The following is a 19687-nucleotide window of genomic DNA, read 5'->3' on the forward strand; positions in this document are numbered from 1 at the left end:
TCATCACGACTCAATCAGCCCTGATAAACGTCGTTATCATGACCAACCTGACTGTTCGTGCGTCCGCCGCGAGTCTGCCCAAGGGCCTCCCGGACGCGTTTTTCAACCGCGACGCGCAAATTCTCGCCCGCGATTTACTCGCAAAAGTCATCCGCCATCGAGTCGGCGACCTGTGGCTCAGCGCGCGAATCATCGAGACCGAAGCCTATTACTGCGCAGAAAAAGGCAGTCACGCCTCCCTCGGCTACACAGAAAAGCGTAAAGCTTTGTTTCTGGACGGCGGGCACATCTATATGTATTACGCCCGCGGTGGCGATTCCCTCAACTTCAGCGCTCAAGGCCCGGGCAATGCCGTGCTGATCAAATCCGCCTACCCTTGGGTCGACGAATTGAGCGGGCCGGCAAGCCTGGCGCAGATGCTGTTGAACAACCCCGACGCCAAAGGTCGCCCTCGCCCCTCGCAAAAGCTCTGCGCGGGGCAGACACTGCTCTGCAAGTCCCTGGGTCTGAAGGTGCCGGTCTGGGACGCCAAGCGCTTCGATCATGAGGTGCTGCTGGTGGAAGATGTTGGGCAGACACCCGCACACATCATCCAGGCCACCCGCCTGGGCATCCCCCACGGGCGCGATGAACACTTGATGTACCGCTTCGTCGACGCGGCCTATGCCGCCTATTGCACGCGGAACCCGCTGCGACGGGGCCAGGTCGAAGGTCGCGATTACATCCTGCTGACCTGACAATGCCCGGAACCCGAAACTGAAGGAATACCCTGTGGGAGCGAGCCTGCTCGCGATGAGGCCAGTATATTCAACATCATTACTGACTGAAGTTGCGCCATCGCGAGCAGGCTCGCTCCCACAAGGGCCAATCGAACATTCAATGGAGTTGTTTTTATGGGCCCATGGCTCGATAGCGTGACCGGCTGGTTGACGGTCAACCCGCAATGGCTGGCCGCGGCGGTATTCATCGTGGCCTTTGTGGAATGCCTGGCGATTGCCGGCCTGATCGTGCCTGGCACCGTATTGCTGTTCGCCGTGGCGGTACTGGCTGGCAGCGGCGCACTGTCGTTGAGCGAAACGTTGTTGCTGGGATTTCTCGCCGGCGTGCTCGGCGACGTGGTTTCGTATTTCCTTGGCCGGCACTTCCATCAGAACATCCGACGCCTGCCCGGCTTGCGTCATCACCCGGAATGGATCGCCGGGGCAGAGTCCTATTTCCAGCGCTACGGCATCGCCAGCCTGCTGGTCGGGCGCTTCATCGGCCCCTTGCGCCCCATGCTGCCGATGGTCGCCGGGATGTTCGACATGCCCTTCCCGCGGTTCTTCGCGGTGAGCCTGCTGGCTGGCGCGGGTTGGTCCGTGGCATACCTGCTGCCGGGCTGGGCCACGGGCGCGGCGATTCGCTTGCCACTGCCCGAAGGCTTCTGGCTTGAGGCCGGCATCGTTGCCGGCAGCATTGCGGTCATGGTCGGGCTGAGCGCGACCAGCAGCCTGCGCCGCCATCGCAAGGCCACAGTGTTCATTGCCGGCATGAGCTTCCTGATCCTGGCGGGACTGTTCATCGGCTACCCGCACCTGAACGCCCTCGATCAGGGGGTGATGACCCTGGTACAGGAACACCGCAGTCCAATGCTCGATGAGGTGGCGGTGGTCTTCACCCTGATTGGCGAATTCCGCAACATGCTGATTTTCAGCGCCTTGCTGGTTGTGCTGCTACTGATAACCCGGCAATGGCGCCAGCTGATCTTCGCCACCACCACCCTGCTCTGCACCGCGCTGGGCAACACCCTGACCAAACACTTTTTTGCCCGCGTGCGCCCGGAGGTATTGAGCGACCCGCTGACCAGCTACAGCATGCCCAGCGGGCACGCATCCGGGGCGTTTGCACTGTTCCTGACCCTCGCCGTACTCGCCGGTCGCGGGCAACCGCCACGGATGCGCCTGACCTGGTTGCTGGTGGCGTGCCTGCCGGCGCTGGCGATTTCCCTGTCCCGGGTATACCTCGGCGCACACTGGCCGACGGATGTGCTGGCGGGCGCGATGCTGGCGTCGTGTGTTTGTGCGGCGAGTTTGTGGCTGAGCCAGCGCCAGACTTCGCTCAATGCCATGCCGCCCAGGGTCTGGTGGCTGGTGTTGCCATCGCTGGTGGCGTTGTTCGGGTTTTTCGTATTGAGACATTTGCCGCATACGATGTTGAGGTATGCGTATTAAAGATCAAAAGATCGCAGCCTGCGGCAGCTCCTACAGAAGGCGGCGATCTTCTGGTGATGTCAGGCAAACAACTCGCCCTGCAACTCATCCAGCAACGCCTGAATCGCATCCAGGCGTTGTTGCGGATCATCAAGCTGCAATAGATCGATCTTGTCCACTTCGGCAAAGGGCAAAAGGTACGCCAGCTGGTTGGCCAGTGATTGCTGCCCCGTCGCTTCGGTGCCCATGCTCAGCGCCTCGACCATCGGGTGTTCGGCCAGGGCCTTGAGCAAGGCCACCAGATCGGCATCTTCGTCCTGCAGCGGCTGCTCGGGCTCGTCTTCCAGCCATTCGACCTCGGCAAGGATCAACTGGTCGCGCTGGACTTCGGTCGTCAACACGTTGAACCGACGCCCGCCCTCTACCCTGATCCCCAGCAGGCCATTGTCCTGCTGCTGAAAATCGGTGATGCGCGCTTCACAACCGACCATGGCAAAGCCCTGCGGCGCGATACCGACTTCGCTCCCGTCCAGGATGCACACCACGCCGAAACCGCCGCCCTGTTTCATGCAGCGACCGATCATATCCAGATAGCGCGCCTCGAAAATCTGCAGGTCGAGGATGCAACCCGGAAACAGCACCGTGTTCAGCGGAAAAAGCGGCAGACTCATAGACATATTCCTTACACCACCATCGACACCGCCAACGGCAGGAACACTGCCGTGGCCACGCCCATCAAACTCATCGCCAGCGCCGCGAAGGCGCCACATTCGTCACTTTCCTGCATCGCCACCGCGGTGCCAACCGCATGGGCGGTCATGCCCAGTGCCATGCCGCGGGCCTCGGGACTGTGGACACCGAGTCGGGTCAACAGGCTCGGGCCGAAGATCGCCCCGATCACCCCGGTGATCAACACGAACACCGCCGCCAGCGCGGCGACGCCGCCGATCTGTTCGGCCACCAGCATCGCGATAGGCGATGTCACCGATTTCGGCGCCATGGTCATCAGGATCATGTGTTCGGCCCCGAACCACCAGCCCAGCAGCACGCCCATGCACGTGGCGACTACACCGCCTATCACCAGCGTAGTAAATATCGGCCAGAACAACTGTCGAATCCGCCGTAGATTGAGGTAAAGCGGCACGGCCAGCGCGACCGTCGCGGGACCGAGCAGAATACTGAGGATCTCGGTGCTCTTGCGGTACTCGGCGTAGGTCAGGCCGCAGCCGACCAGCACACCGATCACCAGCATCATGGAGACCAGCACGGGCTGCAAAAAGATCCAGCGGGTTTTCTCGAACGCCGCCAGCACCAGCTGATAGGCGCCGAGCGTGATGCCGATGCCGAACAATGGATGATGAATCACCGACGTCCAGGCGCCGTGCCAGTCAAGGATCATTGGCCGTCCCCAGGGTGAACATGGCGCTTGACCATGCGCTGCATGAGCACTCCGGCAAACGCCATCGACAGCAACAATGACAACACCAGCGCGCCGACAATGGCCCAGAAATCGGCGGCGATATCCGCGGCGTACACCATCACCCCGACGGCCGGTGGCACCAGCAGCAACGGCAGGTAGCGCAGCAGGCTGCTGGCTGCAAGGTTCAGCGGCTCACCGACCTGGCCACGACAGATCAGAAATATCAGCAACAACAGCAGGCCGATGATCGGCCCCGGCAGGAAGGGCAAGAACAAATGATTGATCGCGGTGCCGAGCAATTGGAACAGCACCAGCCAGGTCAGGCCACGTAACAACATCAAAGATCTCCCGCAAAAATCCGTCAACCGCATTGGCCCGCGCATTATAAGCACGCTTGCGCTATGGATCGGCATTCGCCATAAGCATGGTCTGTTGACCGCAGCGTTTTGCCATGGTGATCTAAAGTGGTAAATCCGGGAGGTCAAATCCCCCCACCTAAAAACTATAAAATCGATGAACCCAAGGAGAGTCTCAATGCCCTACGTACCCGTCGCAGAGCTCAAAGATCATATCGGCAAGGAACTCGGACGTTCCGAATGGCTCACCATCGATCAGGAGCGCATCAACCTGTTCGCCGAAGCCACCGGGGACTATCAGTTCATCCACGTCGACCCGGTCAAAGCTGCGCAAACACCTTTTGGCGGCACCATTGCCCACGGCTTTCTGTCGTTGTCGCTGATTCCGAAACTGATGGAAGACATCCTCGTCATGCCGGAAGGCTTGAAGATGGTGGTCAATTATGGCCTGGACAGCGTGCGGTTCATTCAGCCGGTCAAGGTCGATTCGAGGGTGCGCCTCAAGGTCGAACTGTCCGAGGTCACCGAGAAAAAACCTGGCCAATGGCTGCTCAAGGCCATCGCCACACTGGAAATCGAAGGCATGGACAAACCGGCGTACGTCGCCGAATCCCTGTCGCTCTGCTTCGTGTAAACCCTCACGGATGCGAAGCAGCACACGCTGTTTCGCACCTGCTGCTTTTCTACCGGCTGTATATGGACTCATAGCTGCGGCATACTCGGTCGCCTAATTGCCCGGAACCCGCTATGCGCCCACTTGCACTCCTCGCCTTGACCCTGATGCTCACCGCTTGCGGCGACGGCGAATCGCTATTGCCCGCGGACGCCCGCCTGCCGGACGGTGGACGCTATCGCGGTGAGCTGGTCAACGGACTGCTGCAGGGCCAGGGCCGCATCGACTACCCGAACGGCAGTTGGTACGCCGGCGAGTTCGACCAGGGCCAGTGGCATGGCCAGGGTGAATGGCATGGCAGCAATGGCGAGGTCTATCGCGGGCAGTTCAAGCAAGGCCTGTTCGATGGCCAGGGATCCCTGACCACCAGCGGCGGCAGCTACACCGGTGGCTTCAAGCTGGGCCGACGCGACGGCGAAGGCACTCTCAAAGAACACGGCATGCTCTACCGCGGCGAGTTCAAGGCCGATCAGTATTCAGGGCTCGGCCGCCTGGAGCTCGAAGATGGCAGCGCCTATCAGGGCCAGTTCGCCCACGGCAAGCCCAATGGCGATGGCCAACGCAGCGACGGCAGCGGCAATCAGTTCACCGGACACTTCGTCGACGGTCAGCTGGAAGGCAACGGAACCTTCAACAGCGCCGAAGGCGACATCTATGTCGGCGGGTTCAAAAGCAACCAGTTGCACGGCAAGGGTCGTTATGAAAACGCCGACGGCGACGTATGGCTGGGTCAATTCAAGGAAGGTTCGCTCAACGGCAAGGGCGAACTGATCGGCGCCGACGGCAGCCATTACATCGGCCACTTCAGCGACTGGCGTTTCACCGGCCAAGGGCGCCTGAACCTGGCCGATGGCAGCTTCTACACCGGCCAGTTCGACAACGACAGTTATTCCGGGCGCGGCACCCTGGTCCTCACCGACGGCGCCGTGCTCAGTGGCACCTGGATCAACGGCCAGCGCGTGCGCGACGCCGAGGGTAAATTGCTGCCCGACACCCTCGAACTTGGCTTGCTGGCCCAGGGGCGCTTGCTCGAGGATGCACTGACCAACGTTCCAGCCTCGACCCCGGCAGTGGAGCTTTACACCCTGACCCTCGGCGGCGACGGCAAGCAGAGCGTATTCCTGCGTGAATCCGACTATGTTGCGAACATGCTCACCAGTCGCTTCGGCGCCTATGGCCAGATCCGCCTGGTGAACCATCGCGACCACCTCGGCGACCGCCCCATGGCCACTCGGGAAAACCTGCGCCGTGCCGCCCTGACGCTGGCCGAACGCAGCGGCCCGGAAGACCTGGTGTTCATCTACCTGACCAGCCACGGCAGCAGCGAGCACGAACTGGTGCTCGACCAACCGCGCATGGAGCTTGCGGACCTGCCGGCCGATGAGCTTGCCGCCGTCCTCGCACCACTGAAAAACCGCGACAAGATCATCGTGATTTCGTCCTGCTACTCCGGCGGTTTCATCCCTGCCCTGAAGGACGAACGTACCCTGATCATGACCGCCTCGCGAGCTGACCGCGTGTCCTTCGGCTGTTCCGAAGAAGCCAACTTCACCTACTTCGGCGACGCCCTGTTCGCCCAGGCGCTGAACCAGACCGATGACCTGGAACAAGCCTTCAAACTGGCCAAGGCCACCGTCGCCGAGCGCGAGCTGGCAGACGGTTTCGAAGCCTCCGAGCCGCAGATATGGGCACCGAAAACCGTGCTCTCCCACTGGCAACTGTTACGTAAGCAGCAGGCACGAAAAGCCCTGCAAAGTGTCTCCATTGACAGCAAGGATGCAAAGAACAACTAAGCTGAACAGTATCAAGGGAGAAACACTATGTACTTGACGCCTCAGCACGTGTTACTTGCCGGAGCCACGGGTTTGACCGGTGAACACTTACTCGATCGCTTGCTCAACGAGCCAACGATATCGCGAGTATTGGCCCCCTCGCGCCGGCCACTGGCCGCGCATCCGCACCTGGAAAACCCGGTGGGCGATCCCACTGAGTTCCTGCCGCAATTGAACGGCCGCGTCGACATCGCCTACTGCTGCCTGGGCACCACCATCAAGCAGGCCGGCTCGGAACAAGCGTTTCGCGCGGTGGACCTGGACATGGTGGTGGCGTTCGCCAAACGTGCCCGGGAGATGGGCGCACGGCACCTGATCGTGATCAGCGCCCTGGGCGCCGATCGCAGATCCTCGATTTTCTACAACCGGGTCAAAGGCGAAATGGAGCATGCCTTGCGCGCGCAGGACTGGCCGCAGCTGACCATCTGCCGTCCATCGCTGCTGCTGGGCGAGCGCACCCAGCCACGCCTGGGCGAGCAGTTCGCCGGGCCCTTGTCCAAATTGATTCCCGGCAAGTACCGAGGCATAGAAGCGTGCCAGTTGGCCCGCGCGATGTGGCGCCTGGCTCTGGAGGAGCAGGATGGGGTGCGGATTGTCGAGTCGGATGAGCTCAGGAAGCTCGGCAAATAATTGTGTGTTGCCTGGGCGAGCCTCATCGCGGGCAAGCCCGCTCCCACAGTTTTCCAGTGATTACAAAATATGTGGATCACACACAACCCTGTGGGAGCGGGCTTGCCCGCGAATAGAGCGCGAAGCGCTCTCCTACAACCCGCCGGTTGCCTGGAAACTCACGCCGATCACCGTCAGTATCGACAACGGCAACAGCAGCGTGTCGAGCAACGCACTGGCCGGCAGATCAACGCCCGGATAGCTCGGTGCCTCGGCGCCAAAACGGTCCATCGCGCAGCAACCGCCATTCAACGCATACAAATCCAGCCGCGTCCCGGAGTACACCACCGGCGCTCCCGGCTTGGCCGCATCCAGCGTACGCGCCGTGGCGCATCCCGCCAGCTGTAACGCCAGCACTATAGCCAGCCACTTACTCATCGCTGGTCAGATGGTATTCGCCCCAACGCGGCAGCATGTCCTGGGGAATGTTCAGCAGATTGAGGATCCGCGCCACGACGAAATCGATCAGGTCGTCGATGGTTTGTGGTTGATGATAGAAACCCGGCGATGCCGGCAAAATCGTCACACCCATGTTCGACAACTTGAGCATGTGCTCCAGGTGGATACTCGAGTATGGCGCTTCACGGGGCACCAGGATCAGCTGACGACGCTCCTTGAGCGTGACATCGGCGGCGCGTTCGATCAGGTTGTTGCAAGCACCCGTCGCGATGGCCGACAGGGTCCCGGTGGAGCACGGCACCACCACCATCGCCGCCGGCGCGCCGGAGCCCGAGGCCACCGGCGACATCCAGTCTTCCTTGCCGTAGACCCGGATCTGCCCGGCGGCGGCACCGGTGTATTCGGTGAGGAAGGCCTGCATCATCTGTGGCTTGGCCGGCAGCGTGACGTCGGTTTCGGTGGCCATCACCAGTTGCGCGGCCTTGGAAATCAGGAAGTGCACTTCGCGTTCTTCGCGCACCAGGCAATCGAGCAGGCGCAGGCCGTACTGGGCGCCGGAAGCGCCGGTCATCGCCAGCGTGATGCGGTCCGGGCCGTTACTCATTTGAGCGCCTCGGCCAGCTTGCCGTGCAGGCCGCCGAAGCCACCGTTGCTCATGATCACTACGTGGGTGCCCGGCTGGGCCTGGCTCTTAACCCGCTCGATGATGCCTTCCAACGAGTCGCTGACAATCGACGGCACCGTGCAGAGTGCGGCGGTGCCGGCCAGATCCCAGCCGAGATTGGCCGGGGCATACCAGATCACCTGGTCGGCATCGACCACGCTCTCCGGCAAGCCGTCACGGTGCGCGCCAAGCTTCATTGAGTTGGAGCGCGGCTCGATGATCGCAATCAACGGCGCATCGCCAATGCGCTTGCGCAGGCCATCGAGCGTGGTGGCAATGGCCGTCGGGTGGTGAGCAAAGTCGTCATAGATAGTGATGCCGCGCACCTCTGCGACTTTTTCCATCCGTCGTTTCACGCTCTTGAAGGCACTTAATGCGGCGATGCCCATGGCCGGCACCACGCCAACATGGCGCGCCGCAGCCAGCGTGGCCAAGGCGTTGGCCACATTATGCTGGCCGGTCATGTCCCAATCGACCACGCCTTGTGCGACGCCTTCGAACATCACTTCGAACTTCGAGCCATCCTCGCTGAGCAGCTTGACCTGCCACTGCCCGCCGGCACCGGTGGTTTGCACCGGGGTCCAGCAACCCATCTCGATGACCCGCAACAAAGCCGGCTCGGTAGTCGGATGAATCACCAGGCCTTCGCTCGGGATGGTCCGCACCAGATGGTGGAACTGCCGCTCGATGGCCGGCAGATCCGGGAAGATATCGGCGTGGTCGAACTCCAGGTTGTTCAGGATCGCCGTGCGCGGACGGTAGTGAACGAACTTGGAGCGCTTGTCGAAGAACGCACTGTCGTACTCGTCGGCTTCGATCACGAAAAACGGCGTGCCACCTAGGCGCGCAGACACCGAGAAATTCTGCGGTACGCCGCCGATCAGGAAGCCCGGGCTCATGCCCGCGTGCTCCAGCACCCAGGCGAGCATGCTGCTGGTGGTGGTCTTGCCATGCGTACCGGCGACCGCCAGCACCCAGCGGCCCTGCAGCACGTGGTCGGCCAGCCACTGTGGGCCGGAGACATACGGCAGGCCTTTGTTCAGCACGTATTCGACCGCCGGGTTGCCGCGCGACATGGCGTTGCCGATGACCACCAGATCGGGGGCCGGGTCCAGTTGCGCCGGGTCGTAGCCTTGGGTCAACTCAATGCCCTGCGCCTCGAGCTGAGTGCTCATCGGCGGGTAGACATTGGCATCGGAGCCGGTCACGTGATGGCCGAGCTCTTTGGCCAGGACCGCCATCGAACCCATGAAAGTGCCGCAGATACCCAGAATATGAATGTGCATAGTCGACCTCGTAAAACATGGCCGCAGGTTAGCTTAGGGAGGGGAAAATCGCACCTTTGTTTCGCTCCCAAGGACGCCATCGCCAGCAGGCTAGCTCCCACAGTAGACCTGCGGCAGTTCCACAATTGTGAATTCAGCCCATATCCTGTGGGAGCGGGCTTGCTCGCGAATGGGTGCGACGCGGTCTAGCGGGCGATACCGTGCTTGCGCATCTTTCGATACAGGGTATTGCGACTGACCCCCAGCTGCTCAGCCGTATTCGTCATATGCCAGCGCGTGTGCTCCAGCGCATTCAACAGCGCCAGGCGCTCGGCATCTTCCAGGGGATGTTCGCAAGGCGCTTCAATGGCCGGCACAACCACCGGCCGCGCCTGACGAATCATCGCCGGCAGGTCATCCAACCCGATCCGTCCGCCGTCACACAGCGCGGCCAACGTACGCAACACATTGCGCATCTGCCGCACGTTGCCCGGCCAGGCGAATCCCAACAATGCCTCTCGCGCCGGCTCGTCGATCAGCACGGTCTCCCCCCTCGCCTCTTCAGCCAGCAAGAAGTCGAGCAACTGCGATTTGTCACTGCGCTCGCGCAACGCCGGCAACGCGACTTCCAGCCCATTGAGCCGGTAATACAGGTCCTCGCGGAAACTGCCGTCCTGCACCCGCTCCAGCAGGTTGCGGTGCGTGGCGCTGATGATCCGCACGTTGACCGACTCCGGTTCGCCGCCGATCGGAACCACTTGCCGATCTTCCAGCACGCGCAACAAACGGGTCTGCATGGCCAAGGGCATGTCGCCGATTTCGTCGAGGAACAAGGTCCCGCCATCGGCCTGCTGCAGCTTGCCGCGCATGCCTTCCTTGCGCGCACCGGTGAAACTGCCACCGCGATAGCCGAACAGCTCGCTCTCGATCAGGCTTTCGGGGATCGCCGCGCAGTTGAGGGCGACGAAGGCTTTTTCCGCGCGCTGGCTGGCCTGGTGCACGGCCTTGGCAAAGGCTTCCTTGCCAGAACCGGTTTCGCCGTTGATCAGCAAGGGCACGTCCCGTTCGTACACGCGCAGGGCCTTGCGGAAATCCGCCTGCAACGTGGGATCGCCCAGGCAGATGCCCGACAAACGCGGGCGCTCTTCAAACACCGGGCCCGGCACCAGCGGCACCGGCACTTTACGCGACTGCCCGCGCAACACGGCGAACAGGTTGCGTCCGTCCCGGGTGCGCAGTGGCCAGCTGGCGCTGGCATTGATGCTGGCGCGGCCGAGCAGTTCGTCCAGCGAGCAGTCGAAAAACGCCTCCACCGGTTTGCCCAGCAAGCCGCCACGGATATGCCCCAGCAGGTTCAGCGCACTCTGATTGACTGCACAGATTCGCCCTTCACCGTCGAACGCCAGCAGCCCTTCGCTGAACAAACCGACGGACTCGGCCTGAAGATGAAAACGCAGCAGCCATTGATTATCGAAACAACGCAGGAAATAACAGCTCTCGATCATCTTCGCCGAAAGATTGACCAGGGCCATGGTATGAAACTGACTCTGGCGCGATACCTCGTGCCGCGCCGAGGACACGTCGAGTACCGCCAGCAGCTCGCCGTGCGGATCGAATACCGGACTTGCCGAACAGGTCAGGCCCGTGTGTCGCCCGCGGAAATGCTCGTCCTGGTGAATGGTCAGCGACTGGCGCTCCACCAGGCAGGTGCCGATGCCGTTGGTGCCTTCACAGGCCTCGCTCCAGTCGGCTCCGAGCCAGAGGCCGGCACGTTCGAAAATCTTGCGTTCGGCCGGTGCCGTCACGCAGTTGAGGATCACCCCACGAGCATCGGTCAACAGCACGGCGTGGCCGGCACCGGAAAGTTGCTGGTGAAGGCTGGTCATTTCATTGCCGGCGATGTGCAGCACCTGCTGCAAGCGTTCGCGGCTTTCCAGGACGCGGCCATGCTCCAGCACCGTCGGTGCCATGGTCAGGGCCGGGTCGAGGTGATAGTCCTCCAGACAGCGCAGCCAGGAACGGGCGATGGACGGGTCACTGCCAGGTCCCTGCAGGTGGGCCTTGCCCTGGGCTACGGTCAACACCTGCTGGGCATGGCGGCTCAAATGGTTGTCGTGCATTTCTTATTATTCTCCCCGGGGCTCGGCGACCCGTGCATGCGGTGATGCCGAGCATCCTCCAGCCGGGCCTGCATTGCAATGCTGGCAAGACCGACCAGTCACATCCTGTGCCAGAAACGGTACAAAGTGTCACAAGCACTGTACCGATACCGTCACATGCACTCTCCGCCCGTCCGACAAAAACCGCGCAAGGCCTTGATTTACATGACCTGCAAGGCAGTGGCCCGACCCTTGCTCTACGCTTAAAGCAAGCGCACACGCGCGTCTTCCTTATAAGCACAAGAACCAAGGAGAAACCATCATGCGTTACGCTCACCCCGGTACTGAAGGCGCTATCGTTTCGTTCAAGAGCAAATACGGAAATTACATCGGCGGCGAGTTCGTCGCGCCTGTCAAAGGTCAGTACTTCACCAATACCTCGCCAGTAAATGGCCAACCCATTGCCGAATTCCCACGCTCCACGGCCGAAGACATCGACAAGGCCCTGGACGCTGCCCACGCGGCCGCCGATGCCTGGGGCGCCACGTCCGCCCAGGCTCGCTCGCTGGTGCTGCTGAAAATTGCCGACCGCATCGAACAGAACCTGGAACTGCTGGCGATCACCGAATCCTGGGACAACGGCAAAGCCGTGCGTGAAACCCTCAACGCCGACATCCCGCTGGCCGCCGACCATTTCCGCTACTTCGCTGGCTGCATCCGCGCCCAGGAGGGCAGCGCTGCCGAAATCGACGGTAACACCGTGGCCTATCACATCCATGAACCCCTGGGCGTGGTCGGGCAGATCATTCCGTGGAACTTCCCGATCCTGATGGCCGCCTGGAAACTCGCCCCGGCCCTGGCCGCCGGTAACTGCGTGGTGCTCAAGCCTGCCGAGCAAACCCCACTGGGCATCACCGTACTGGTCGAGCTGATCGGCGACCTGCTGCCACCCGGTGTACTGAACATCGTGCAAGGCTACGGCAAAGAAGCCGGCGAAGCCCTGGCCACCAGCAAGCGCATCGCCAAGATCGCTTTCACCGGCTCGACCCCAGTCGGTTCGCACATCATGAAATGCGCAGCCGAAAACATCATTCCGTCCACCGTGGAGCTGGGTGGCAAGTCGCCGAACATCTTCTTCGAAGACATCATGAAGGCCGAACCGTCCTTCATCGAAAAAGCCGCTGAAGGCCTGGTGCTGGCGTTCTTCAACCAGGGCGAAGTCTGCACCTGCCCTTCCCGCGCACTGGTGCAGGAATCGATCTACGACGAGTTCATGGCCGTCGTGATGAAGAAAGTCCTGCAAATCAAACGTGGCGACCCGCTGGACACCGACACCATGGTCGGCGCCCAGGCCTCCGAGCAGCAATTCGACAAGATTCTTTCGTACCTGGAAATCGCCAAGGGCGAAGGTGCCGAGCTGCTGACCGGTGGCAAGGTGGAAAAACTCGAAGGCAACCTGGCCTCCGGTTATTACATCCAGCCGACCCTGCTCAAGGGCACCAACAAGATGCGCGTATTCCAGGAAGAAATCTTCGGCCCGGTGGTGAGCATCACCACCTTCAAGGACGAAGCCGAAGCCCTGGCCATCGCCAACGACACCGAGTTCGGCTTGGGCGCCGGCCTCTGGACCCGCGATATCAACCGCGCCTACCGCATGGGCCGCGCGATCAAGGCCGGTCGTGTCTGGACCAACTGCTACCACCTGTACCCGGCGCATGCCGCGTTTGGCGGGTACAAGAAGTCTGGCGTCGGCCGTGAAACCCACAAGATGATGCTCGACCACTATCAGCAGACCAAGAACCTGCTGGTGAGCTACGACATCAATCCGCTGGGCTTCTTCTAACCCGGCCCGACACCGTGTAACGGCTTTCGCTGGCAAGCCAGCTCCTACAGGGATCACACCGCACCTGTAGGAGCTGGCTTGCCAGCGATGGCGTCCTGAATGACACAACCACTCAAGGCCTGGCCGCTCTGGCACGGCCCTTGCGTGCCCGCTACACACCCAAACGCAGCTCCCGAAAGTCCAACAAAATCAAAAAATAAAAAGACAGCGAGGACTTATGACTTCTTCCACACAGCTCAAACCCACGCTCGGCACCCTGCATCTATGGGGCATTGCCGTTGGCCTGGTGATCTCCGGCGAATACTTCGGCTGGAGTTACGGCTGGGGCACCGCAGGGACCCTGGGGTTCCTCGTCACCGCACTGATGGTGGCAACGATGTACACCTGCTTCATCTTCAGTTTCACCGAATTGACCACAGCCATTCCCCATGCCGGCGGTCCGTTTGCCTATAGTCGGCGAGCCTTCGGTGAAAAAGGCGGACTGATCGCCGGCATCGCCACCCTGATCGAATTCGTTTTCGCACCGCCGGCCATCGCCATGGCCATCGGCGCCTATCTCAACGTGCAATACCCGGAACTGGACCCGAAAATAGCCGCGGTGGGCGCCTACTTCGTGTTCATGACCCTCAATATTCTCGGCGTCAGCATCGCCGCCACCTTCGAACTGGTGGTGACCGTGCTGGCCGTTGCCGAACTGCTGGTGTTCATGGGCGTGGTCGCGCCAGGCTTCAGCTTCAGCAACTTCGTACTCAATGGCTGGTCGGGCTCCAGTGAGTTCACCATCGCGTCCATTCCCGGCATTTTTGCGGCCATTCCCTTCGCCATCTGGTTCTTTCTCGCCATCGAAGGCGCAGCCATGGCCGCCGAGGAAGCCAAGGACCCGAAACGCACGATTCCCAGGGCATACGTCAGCGGCATCCTGACCCTGGTGTTCCTGGCCATCGGCACCATGGTGATGGCCGGTGGCGTTGGCGACTGGCGCCAGCTGGCAAACATCAACGACCCGCTACCCCAGGCCATGAAAACGGTGGTCGGCAACAATTCAACCTGGATGCACATGCTGGTCTGGATCGGCCTGTTCGGCCTGGTGGCGAGTTTCCACGGGATCATTCTCGGCTACTCGCGCCAGTTCTTCGCCCTGGCCCGCGCCGGTTACCTGCCGCGCAGCCTGGCCAAGCTCTCGCGCTTCCAGACCCCGCATCGGGCGATCCTGGCCGGTGGGGTGATCGGCATTGCCGCCATCTACAGCGATGGCCTGGTCAACCTGCAAGGCATGTCGCTGACGGCGGCAATGATCACCATGTCGGTATTTGGTGCCATCGTGATGTACATCATCAGTATGCTGAGCTTGTTCAAGCTGCGTAAAACCGAGCCGAACCTCGAACGCACCTTCCGCGCGCCGGGCTATCCGATCGTACCGGGGATTGCCCTGTTCCTGGCGCTGGTGTGCCTGGTCGCGATGGCGTGGTTCAACACCTTGATCGGCCTGGTCTTCCTCGGCTTCATGGCCGCCGGTTACCTGTATTTCCAACTGACCGCGCGGCAACGCTCCGAAGCACCGGCGGACGCTATGCTCGAAGGTATCTAGTTGCACCGGCGCCGGGCGCATTGCCCGGCAACGCCATATTGAAGTGCACAATGAATTTGAGTCATCTACAGAATCAGGAGGACACCGCCCATGGCCGTATTTGCCCATTCCGTCGGCGCCCAGACCTACCGTTTCGAGAATCTCAAGGAAGTGATGGCCAAGGCCACCCCGGCCCGCTCCGGGGACTTTCTGGCCGGCGTCGCCGCCCTCAATGACGGCGAGCGCGTGGCGGCGCAGATGGCGTTGGCCGACATCCCACTGAGCCACTTCGTCCAGGAAGTGCTGATCCCCTACGAGGACGATGAAGTTACCCGACTGATCATCGACACCCACGATAAGCAGGCTTTCGCGGTGGTCAGCCATCTCACCGTCGGCGGTTTTCGCGACTGGTTGCTCAGCGACGCCGCCGACGAACAGGTGCTTCGCGCCCTCGCCCCCGGCCTGACCCCGGAAATGGTGGCGGCCGTCTCGAAGATCATGCGCGTACAGGACCTGGTCCTGGTGGCGCAGAAGATTCGCGTCGTCACGCAATTCCGCGGCACCCTCGGCCTGCGCGGTCGCCTGTCCACCCGCCTGCAACCCAATCACCCCACTGACGAACCGGCCGGTATCGCCGCGAGTATCCTCGATGGCCTGCTGCACGGTAATGGCGATGCCATGATCGGCATCAACCCGGCCACCGACAGCATCGCCTCGATCTGCGCCATGCTGGAAATGCTCGATGCGATCATCCAGCGCTACGAAATCCCGACCCAGGCCTGCGTGCTGACCCACGTCACCACCTCAATCGAAGCGGTCAATCGCGGTGTACCCCTGGACCTGGTGTTTCAGTCGATTGCCGGCACCGAGGCGGCCAACGCCAGCTTCGGCATCAATCTGAATGTGCTCAAGGAAGGTTACGACGCCGGTTTGAGCCTCAATCGCGGCACGCTTGGCAAGAACCTGATGTATTTCGAAACTGGCCAGGGCAGCGCCCTGTCGGCCAATGCGCACCACGGCATCGACCAGCAGACCTGCGAAACCAGGGCCTACGCAGTGGCCCGCCATTTCAATCCGTTCCTGGTGAACACCGTTGTCGGATTCATCGGCCCCGAATACCTCTACAACGGCAAACAGATCATCCGCGCCGGCCTCGAAGACCACTTCTGCGGCAAGCTGCTGGGCGTACCGATGGGTTGCGATATCTGCTACACCAACCACGCCGAGGCCGACCAGGATGACATGGATACCCTGTTGACCCTGCTCGGAGTGGCCGGGATCAACTTCATCATGGGCATTCCCGGTTCCGACGACATCATGCTCAACTACCAGACCACGTCGTTCCACGATGCGCTTTACGCCCGGCAGACGCTGGGGCTCAAGCCTGCGCCGGAGTTCGAGCAATGGCTGGCGAAAATGGGCATCTTCACTCAGGCGGACGGCAAGGTCCTGTTCGGTAACAGCCTGCCGCCGGCCTTCCGCCAGGCCTTGGCGCAATTGGGATGAGTGATATGGAAAAACCACCCTTCGATCCGCACAACCCGTGGCTGGAGCTGCGACGCCTGACGCCCGCACGCATTGCCCTGGGCCGCACCGGTACCAGCCTGCCCACCCGTGCCCAGCTGGACTTTCAATTTGCCCACGCCCAGGCGCGAGACGCGGTGCACTTGCCGTTTGATCATGCCTCCCTCAGCGAGCAACTGGCCGAACGGGGCCGTCAGAGCCTGTTGCTGCACAGCGCAGCACCTGATCGCAACAGCTACCTGCAGCGCCCCGATCTGGGGCGCAAATTGAGCGATGGGTCGGCCCGAACCCTGCGCGAATACGCAGCAGCCAATCCTGGCGGGGTCGACCTGGCCATCGTGGTAGCCGATGGATTGTCGGCATTGGCGGTGCATCGCCATACTCTGCCGTTCCTGGCGCGCTTTGCAGAGCAGAGTTCCACCGACGGGTGGTCCATGGCGCCCGTGATGCTGGTGGAACAGGGCCGGGTCGCTGTAGCCGACGAGATCGGCGAACTGTTGGGTGCAAAAATGACCGTGATCCTGATCGGCGAACGCCCTGGCCTGAGCTCTCCAGACAGCCTGGGATTATATTTCACCTACAATCCAAAGGTCGGCCTGACCGACGCCTATCGCAACTGCATCTCGAATGTGCGCCTTGAAGGCCTGACTTACGGCATGGCGGCACACCGTTTGCTGTATTTGATGCGCGAGGCATGCCGGCGACAGTTATCCGGGGTCAATCTGAAGGACGAAGCGCAGGTGCAAACGCTGGAATCGGACGCAGGAGCGGACATGAAGGGAAATTTCCTACTTGATACGCCCCAATCCTGAACCGCTTCCGCATTGCACTTTCTCACCCTTTTCAGGCAGGATCGACGCACGGCTGCCAGTGAGTACCCTTTGCCGCCAAAGCACGTGAAGACAGCCACTTGAAGACGAGACCTACCATGCGGATTATTCAAGCGACCCTCGAACACCTGGACCAGCTGACCCCGTTGTTCGTCAAATATCGCGAGTTTTATGGCTCCCTGGCCTATCCGGACTCGTCCCGGGCGTTCCTCGAGAAGCGCCTGCGCCGCAAGGAATCGGTGATCTACCTGGCCCTGTCCGACGATGACAGCAACAGACTGCTGGGCTTCTGTCAGTTGTACCCGAGCTTTTCTTCGCTTTCGCTTAAACGCGTGTGGATCCTCAACGATATCTATGTCGCCGAAGATGCACGCCGCCAGTTGGTGGCCGACAACCTGATCCGCACCGCGAAGAAAATGGCCAAGGAAACCAATGCCGTACGCATGCGCGTTTCCACCAGCAGCAACAACGAAGTGGCGCAGAAAACCTACGAATCCATCGGATTCAAGGAAGACACCGAGTTCAAGAACTACGTGTTGCCGATCAGCGACGAGTTGTAAGGTCAAAAAGATCGCAGCTTTCGGTCGAAGGCTGCGGTCTTTTCTTCAATACAAGCCGAAATCCCCTGCTACAAACCCTACGCGCTTTTCACTTCCCAGCCCGTATAATCCCGTTCTTTCCGACTTGTAAGAAAAACTACCTCCTGTCTGTAGTCTTACGCGAAGTCATCCGTAGGCCTGCTGAGTCGGGCCGTTACCACAGGTGCCGTCCATGGATTTCAACCCGCTCGATCTCGTCCTGCATCTCGATGTCTACCTCGATTTGCTGGTCACCAACTACGGGCCATGGATCTACGCCATTCTGTTCCTGGTGATCTTCTGTGAAACCGGCCTGGTGGTCATGCCCTTCCTGCCCGGCGATTCACTCCTGTTCATCGCCGGCGCCGTTGCGGCCGGTGGTGGCATGGATCCGGTGTTGCTGGGCGGCTTGCTGATGCTGGCGGCGATCCTCGGTGACAGCACCAACTACATCATCGGACGAACGGCCGGCGAGCGATTGTTCAGCAACCCGAACTCGAAGATCTTCCGGCGCGACTACCTGCAGCAAACCCACGACTTCTACGACAAGCACGGCGGCAAAACCGTGACCCTGGCGCGTTTCCTGCCGATCATTCGCACCTTTGCCCCCTTCGTCGCCGGCGTCGCGAAAATGCCTTACCCGCGCTTCTTCGCCTTCAGCGTGCTGGGCACGGTTCTCTGGGTCGGTGGCCTGGTCACCCTGGGTTACTTCTTCGGTAACGTGCCGTTCATCAAATCCAACCTGTCGCTGTTGGTGGTGGGCATCATCCTGCTGTCGCTGGTGCCGATGATCATTGGCATTGTGCGCAGCCGCTTTGGCGGCTCGAACTCCAAAACCGCATCACGCTGACAGCATGTGGTCCCTTGGCGCCTGGCGACGCCGGCGCATCCTGGCCAAGCACCCGATAGCCGATGGAATGTGGCAGCGGGTGCGCCATCACCTGAGCTTTCTCGATGGCATCAGCGCCGCCGAAGACCAATGGCTGCGCGAAGCCTGCGTACTGTTCCTGCAGGACAAACACCTCACCGCCCTGCCCGGTGTCGAACTGCATCAGGAACAACGCCTGCTGCTCGCCGCCCAGGCGCAATTGCCGTTGCTGCACCTGGGTGACCTGAACTGGTACCAGGGCTTTCACGAAATCGTGCTCTACCCCGACGATTTCCTCAGCCCCCAGCGCCATCGTGATGCCAGTGGTGTCGAGCACGAATGGGACGGCGAGCACAGCGGCGAAGCCTGGCAGCAAGGGCCGATCATCCTGGCCTGGCCGGGCGTCATGGCCAGCGGCGGCTGGGAAGGTTACAACCTGGTGATCCACGAACTGGCGCACAAACTCGACATGCTCAATGGCAACGCCAACGGCTTGCCACCGCTGCACCCCGACATGCGAGTCAGCGACTGGGCCAGGGTCATGCAGGAAGCCTACGACGATCTCGACCGTCAACTGGAACGCAATCCGGACGCCGAGACCGCCATTGATCCGTATGCGGCGCAAAACCCTGCCGAGTTCTTCGCCGTCACCAGCGAATACTTCTTCAGTGCCCCGGATTTGCTGCACGAGGCTTATCCACAGGTCTATGAGCAACTAAAGCTGTTCTATCGCCAGGACCCACTGGCAAGGCTGCGGCAACTTCTGGCCGAGAACCCGGTCTATCAGGCACACGACTAAGGTCTACACGACCTCTGGTACGTGGCGCCGACGTAGGAATATGCCTATAATCGCCGCCACTTTTTGGTCAATCCGGCCAAGTGTTTCTGGTCAACTAACGGGGGCAACGCCC

The 19687-nt window shown here is 61.2% G+C and carries 19 protein-coding genes; 12 read left to right on the plus strand and 7 right to left on the minus strand.

The window, feature by feature from the left end; all coding sequences use genetic code 11:
* Positions 1-38: 38 nt before the first annotated feature.
* Both ACYP2Q_RS20800 and ACYP2Q_RS20805 read left to right on the plus strand, forming a co-directional pair.
* The gene (locus ACYP2Q_RS20800; RefSeq protein ID WP_459732246.1) at positions 39-737 is read left to right on the plus strand and encodes a DNA-3-methyladenine glycosylase; all 699 of its coding nucleotides are present in this window, start codon (positions 39-41) and stop codon (positions 735-737) included.
* Positions 738-893: 156 nt separating this feature from the next.
* Entirely contained in the window at positions 894-2210 is a 1317-nt protein-coding gene (locus ACYP2Q_RS20805) for a bifunctional DedA family/phosphatase PAP2 family protein (protein WP_459732247.1), read from the plus strand.
* A 59-nt stretch (positions 2211-2269) separates the two neighbouring features.
* Here ACYP2Q_RS20805 and ACYP2Q_RS20810 read toward each other — a convergent pair whose 3' ends face one another.
* Genes ACYP2Q_RS20810 through ACYP2Q_RS20820 form a run of 3 tightly spaced genes read right to left on the minus strand, consistent with a single transcriptional unit; the run spans position 2270 to position 3947 of the window.
* Positions 2270-2860, minus strand: a complete 591-nt coding sequence (locus tag ACYP2Q_RS20810; protein ID WP_459732248.1) for an LON peptidase substrate-binding domain-containing protein — start codon at positions 2858-2860, stop codon at positions 2270-2272.
* Positions 2861-2871: 11 nt separating this feature from the next.
* A complete protein-coding gene (locus ACYP2Q_RS20815) occupies positions 2872-3588 on the minus strand; it encodes an LrgB family protein (RefSeq protein ID WP_459732249.1) in 717 nt (238 codons plus the stop codon).
* Positions 3585-3947 carry a CidA/LrgA family protein gene (locus ACYP2Q_RS20820; protein WP_459732250.1) on the minus strand — a complete coding sequence of 121 codons (363 nt, stop codon included), beginning with the start codon at positions 3945-3947 and terminating at the stop codon, positions 3585-3587. The genes ACYP2Q_RS20815 and ACYP2Q_RS20820 overlap by 4 nt, the downstream gene beginning before the upstream one ends.
* Positions 3948-4143: 196 nt before the next feature.
* Between ACYP2Q_RS20820 and ACYP2Q_RS20825 the strand changes: the two genes are divergently transcribed.
* The 3 genes from ACYP2Q_RS20825 to ACYP2Q_RS20835 all read left to right on the plus strand — a co-directional run bounded on the left by ACYP2Q_RS20825 (position 4144) and on the right by ACYP2Q_RS20835 (position 7100).
* Positions 4144-4599 carry a MaoC family dehydratase gene (locus tag ACYP2Q_RS20825; protein WP_459732251.1) on the plus strand — a complete coding sequence of 152 codons (456 nt, stop codon included), beginning with the start codon at positions 4144-4146 and terminating at the stop codon, positions 4597-4599.
* Positions 4600-4712: 113 nt separating this feature from the next.
* Positions 4713-6431 (plus strand): C13 family peptidase, encoded by a 1719-nt coding sequence (locus ACYP2Q_RS20830; RefSeq protein ID WP_459732252.1) that lies wholly within the window; start codon positions 4713-4715, stop codon positions 6429-6431.
* Between the two features lie 27 nt (positions 6432-6458).
* Positions 6459-7100: an oxidoreductase gene (locus ACYP2Q_RS20835; RefSeq protein WP_459732253.1), complete on the plus strand. Its 642-nt coding sequence runs from the start codon at positions 6459-6461 to the stop codon at positions 7098-7100.
* 132 nt (positions 7101-7232) lie between these two features.
* On the opposite strand, the gene ACYP2Q_RS20840 is transcribed toward ACYP2Q_RS20835, so the two are convergent.
* From ACYP2Q_RS20840 to ACYP2Q_RS20855, 4 genes are all read right to left on the minus strand, one after another.
* A complete protein-coding gene (locus ACYP2Q_RS20840) occupies positions 7233-7517 on the minus strand; it encodes a YceK/YidQ family lipoprotein (protein WP_459732254.1) in 285 nt (94 codons plus the stop codon).
* Entirely contained in the window at positions 7510-8142 is a 633-nt protein-coding gene (gene ubiX, locus ACYP2Q_RS20845) for a flavin prenyltransferase UbiX (RefSeq protein ID WP_274074444.1), read from the minus strand. Before ubiX ends, ACYP2Q_RS20840 begins: the two co-directional genes overlap by 8 nt.
* Positions 8139-9488: a UDP-N-acetylmuramate:L-alanyl-gamma-D-glutamyl-meso-diaminopimelate ligase gene (gene mpl / locus ACYP2Q_RS20850; protein WP_459732255.1), complete on the minus strand. Its 1350-nt coding sequence runs from the start codon at positions 9486-9488 to the stop codon at positions 8139-8141. Before mpl ends, ubiX begins: the two co-directional genes overlap by 4 nt.
* A gap of 185 nt (positions 9489-9673) precedes the next feature.
* The gene (locus tag ACYP2Q_RS20855) at positions 9674-11587 is read right to left on the minus strand and encodes a sigma-54-dependent Fis family transcriptional regulator (protein ID WP_459732257.1); all 1914 of its coding nucleotides are present in this window, start codon (positions 11585-11587) and stop codon (positions 9674-9676) included.
* A 301-nt stretch (positions 11588-11888) separates the two neighbouring features.
* Here ACYP2Q_RS20855 and exaC point away from each other — a divergent pair, with 301 nt between their 5' ends.
* The 7 genes from exaC to ACYP2Q_RS20890 all read left to right on the plus strand — a co-directional run bounded on the left by exaC (position 11889) and on the right by ACYP2Q_RS20890 (position 19575).
* Positions 11889-13409 carry an acetaldehyde dehydrogenase ExaC gene (gene exaC / locus ACYP2Q_RS20860; protein WP_077185798.1) on the plus strand — a complete coding sequence of 507 codons (1521 nt, stop codon included), beginning with the start codon at positions 11889-11891 and terminating at the stop codon, positions 13407-13409.
* A gap of 217 nt (positions 13410-13626) precedes the next feature.
* The gene (eat, locus tag ACYP2Q_RS20865) at positions 13627-14997 is read left to right on the plus strand and encodes an ethanolamine permease (RefSeq protein ID WP_459732258.1); all 1371 of its coding nucleotides are present in this window, start codon (positions 13627-13629) and stop codon (positions 14995-14997) included.
* Between the two features lie 90 nt (positions 14998-15087).
* Complete coding sequence (locus tag ACYP2Q_RS20870) at positions 15088-16482, plus strand: ethanolamine ammonia-lyase subunit EutB (RefSeq protein WP_459732259.1); 1395 nt, start codon at positions 15088-15090, stop codon at positions 16480-16482.
* 5 nt (positions 16483-16487) lie between these two features.
* Complete coding sequence (eutC, locus tag ACYP2Q_RS20875; RefSeq protein WP_459732260.1) at positions 16488-17312, plus strand: ethanolamine ammonia-lyase subunit EutC; 825 nt, start codon at positions 16488-16490, stop codon at positions 17310-17312.
* A gap of 116 nt (positions 17313-17428) precedes the next feature.
* The gene (locus ACYP2Q_RS20880) at positions 17429-17890 is read left to right on the plus strand and encodes a GNAT family N-acetyltransferase (protein ID WP_077186306.1); all 462 of its coding nucleotides are present in this window, start codon (positions 17429-17431) and stop codon (positions 17888-17890) included.
* A 211-nt stretch (positions 17891-18101) separates the two neighbouring features.
* The gene (locus ACYP2Q_RS20885) at positions 18102-18758 is read left to right on the plus strand and encodes a DedA family protein (RefSeq protein WP_459732261.1); all 657 of its coding nucleotides are present in this window, start codon (positions 18102-18104) and stop codon (positions 18756-18758) included.
* 4 nt (positions 18759-18762) lie between these two features.
* Entirely contained in the window at positions 18763-19575 is an 813-nt protein-coding gene (locus tag ACYP2Q_RS20890) for a M90 family metallopeptidase (RefSeq protein WP_459732262.1), read from the plus strand.
* Positions 19576-19687 lie beyond the last annotated feature (112 nt).

The sequence above is a fragment of the Pseudomonas sp. MHK4 genome (assembly GCF_054600775.1).

Excerpts from the sequence above, each read along its gene's own strand:
- ACYP2Q_RS20800 (WP_459732246.1), top strand. The coding sequence starts at position 39 with ATGACCAACCTGACTGTTCGTGCGTCCGCCGCGAGTCTGCCCAAGGGC.
- ACYP2Q_RS20805 (WP_459732247.1), top strand. The coding sequence starts at position 894 with ATGGGCCCATGGCTCGATAGCGTGACCGGCTGGTTGACGGTCAACCCG.
- ACYP2Q_RS20810 (WP_459732248.1), bottom strand. The coding sequence starts at position 2,860 with ATGAGTCTGCCGCTTTTTCCGCTGAACACGGTGCTGTTTCCGGGTTGC.
- ACYP2Q_RS20815 (WP_459732249.1), bottom strand. The coding sequence starts at position 3,588 with ATGATCCTTGACTGGCACGGCGCCTGGACGTCGGTGATTCATCATCCA.
- ACYP2Q_RS20820 (WP_459732250.1), bottom strand. The coding sequence starts at position 3,947 with ATGTTGTTACGTGGCCTGACCTGGCTGGTGCTGTTCCAATTGCTCGGC.
- ACYP2Q_RS20825 (WP_459732251.1), top strand. The coding sequence starts at position 4,144 with ATGCCCTACGTACCCGTCGCAGAGCTCAAAGATCATATCGGCAAGGAA.
- ACYP2Q_RS20830 (WP_459732252.1), top strand. The coding sequence starts at position 4,713 with ATGCGCCCACTTGCACTCCTCGCCTTGACCCTGATGCTCACCGCTTGC.
- ACYP2Q_RS20835 (WP_459732253.1), top strand. The coding sequence starts at position 6,459 with ATGTACTTGACGCCTCAGCACGTGTTACTTGCCGGAGCCACGGGTTTG.
- ACYP2Q_RS20840 (WP_459732254.1), bottom strand. The coding sequence starts at position 7,517 with ATGAGTAAGTGGCTGGCTATAGTGCTGGCGTTACAGCTGGCGGGATGC.
- ubiX (WP_274074444.1), bottom strand. The coding sequence starts at position 8,142 with ATGAGTAACGGCCCGGACCGCATCACGCTGGCGATGACCGGCGCTTCC.
- mpl (WP_459732255.1), bottom strand. The coding sequence starts at position 9,488 with ATGCACATTCATATTCTGGGTATCTGCGGCACTTTCATGGGTTCGATG.
- ACYP2Q_RS20855 (WP_459732257.1), bottom strand. The coding sequence starts at position 11,587 with ATGCACGACAACCATTTGAGCCGCCATGCCCAGCAGGTGTTGACCGTA.
- exaC (WP_077185798.1), top strand. The coding sequence starts at position 11,889 with ATGCGTTACGCTCACCCCGGTACTGAAGGCGCTATCGTTTCGTTCAAG.
- eat (WP_459732258.1), top strand. The coding sequence starts at position 13,627 with ATGACTTCTTCCACACAGCTCAAACCCACGCTCGGCACCCTGCATCTA.
- ACYP2Q_RS20870 (WP_459732259.1), top strand. The coding sequence starts at position 15,088 with ATGGCCGTATTTGCCCATTCCGTCGGCGCCCAGACCTACCGTTTCGAG.
- eutC (WP_459732260.1), top strand. The coding sequence starts at position 16,488 with ATGGAAAAACCACCCTTCGATCCGCACAACCCGTGGCTGGAGCTGCGA.
- ACYP2Q_RS20880 (WP_077186306.1), top strand. The coding sequence starts at position 17,429 with ATGCGGATTATTCAAGCGACCCTCGAACACCTGGACCAGCTGACCCCG.
- ACYP2Q_RS20885 (WP_459732261.1), top strand. The coding sequence starts at position 18,102 with ATGGATTTCAACCCGCTCGATCTCGTCCTGCATCTCGATGTCTACCTC.
- ACYP2Q_RS20890 (WP_459732262.1), top strand. The coding sequence starts at position 18,763 with ATGTGGTCCCTTGGCGCCTGGCGACGCCGGCGCATCCTGGCCAAGCAC.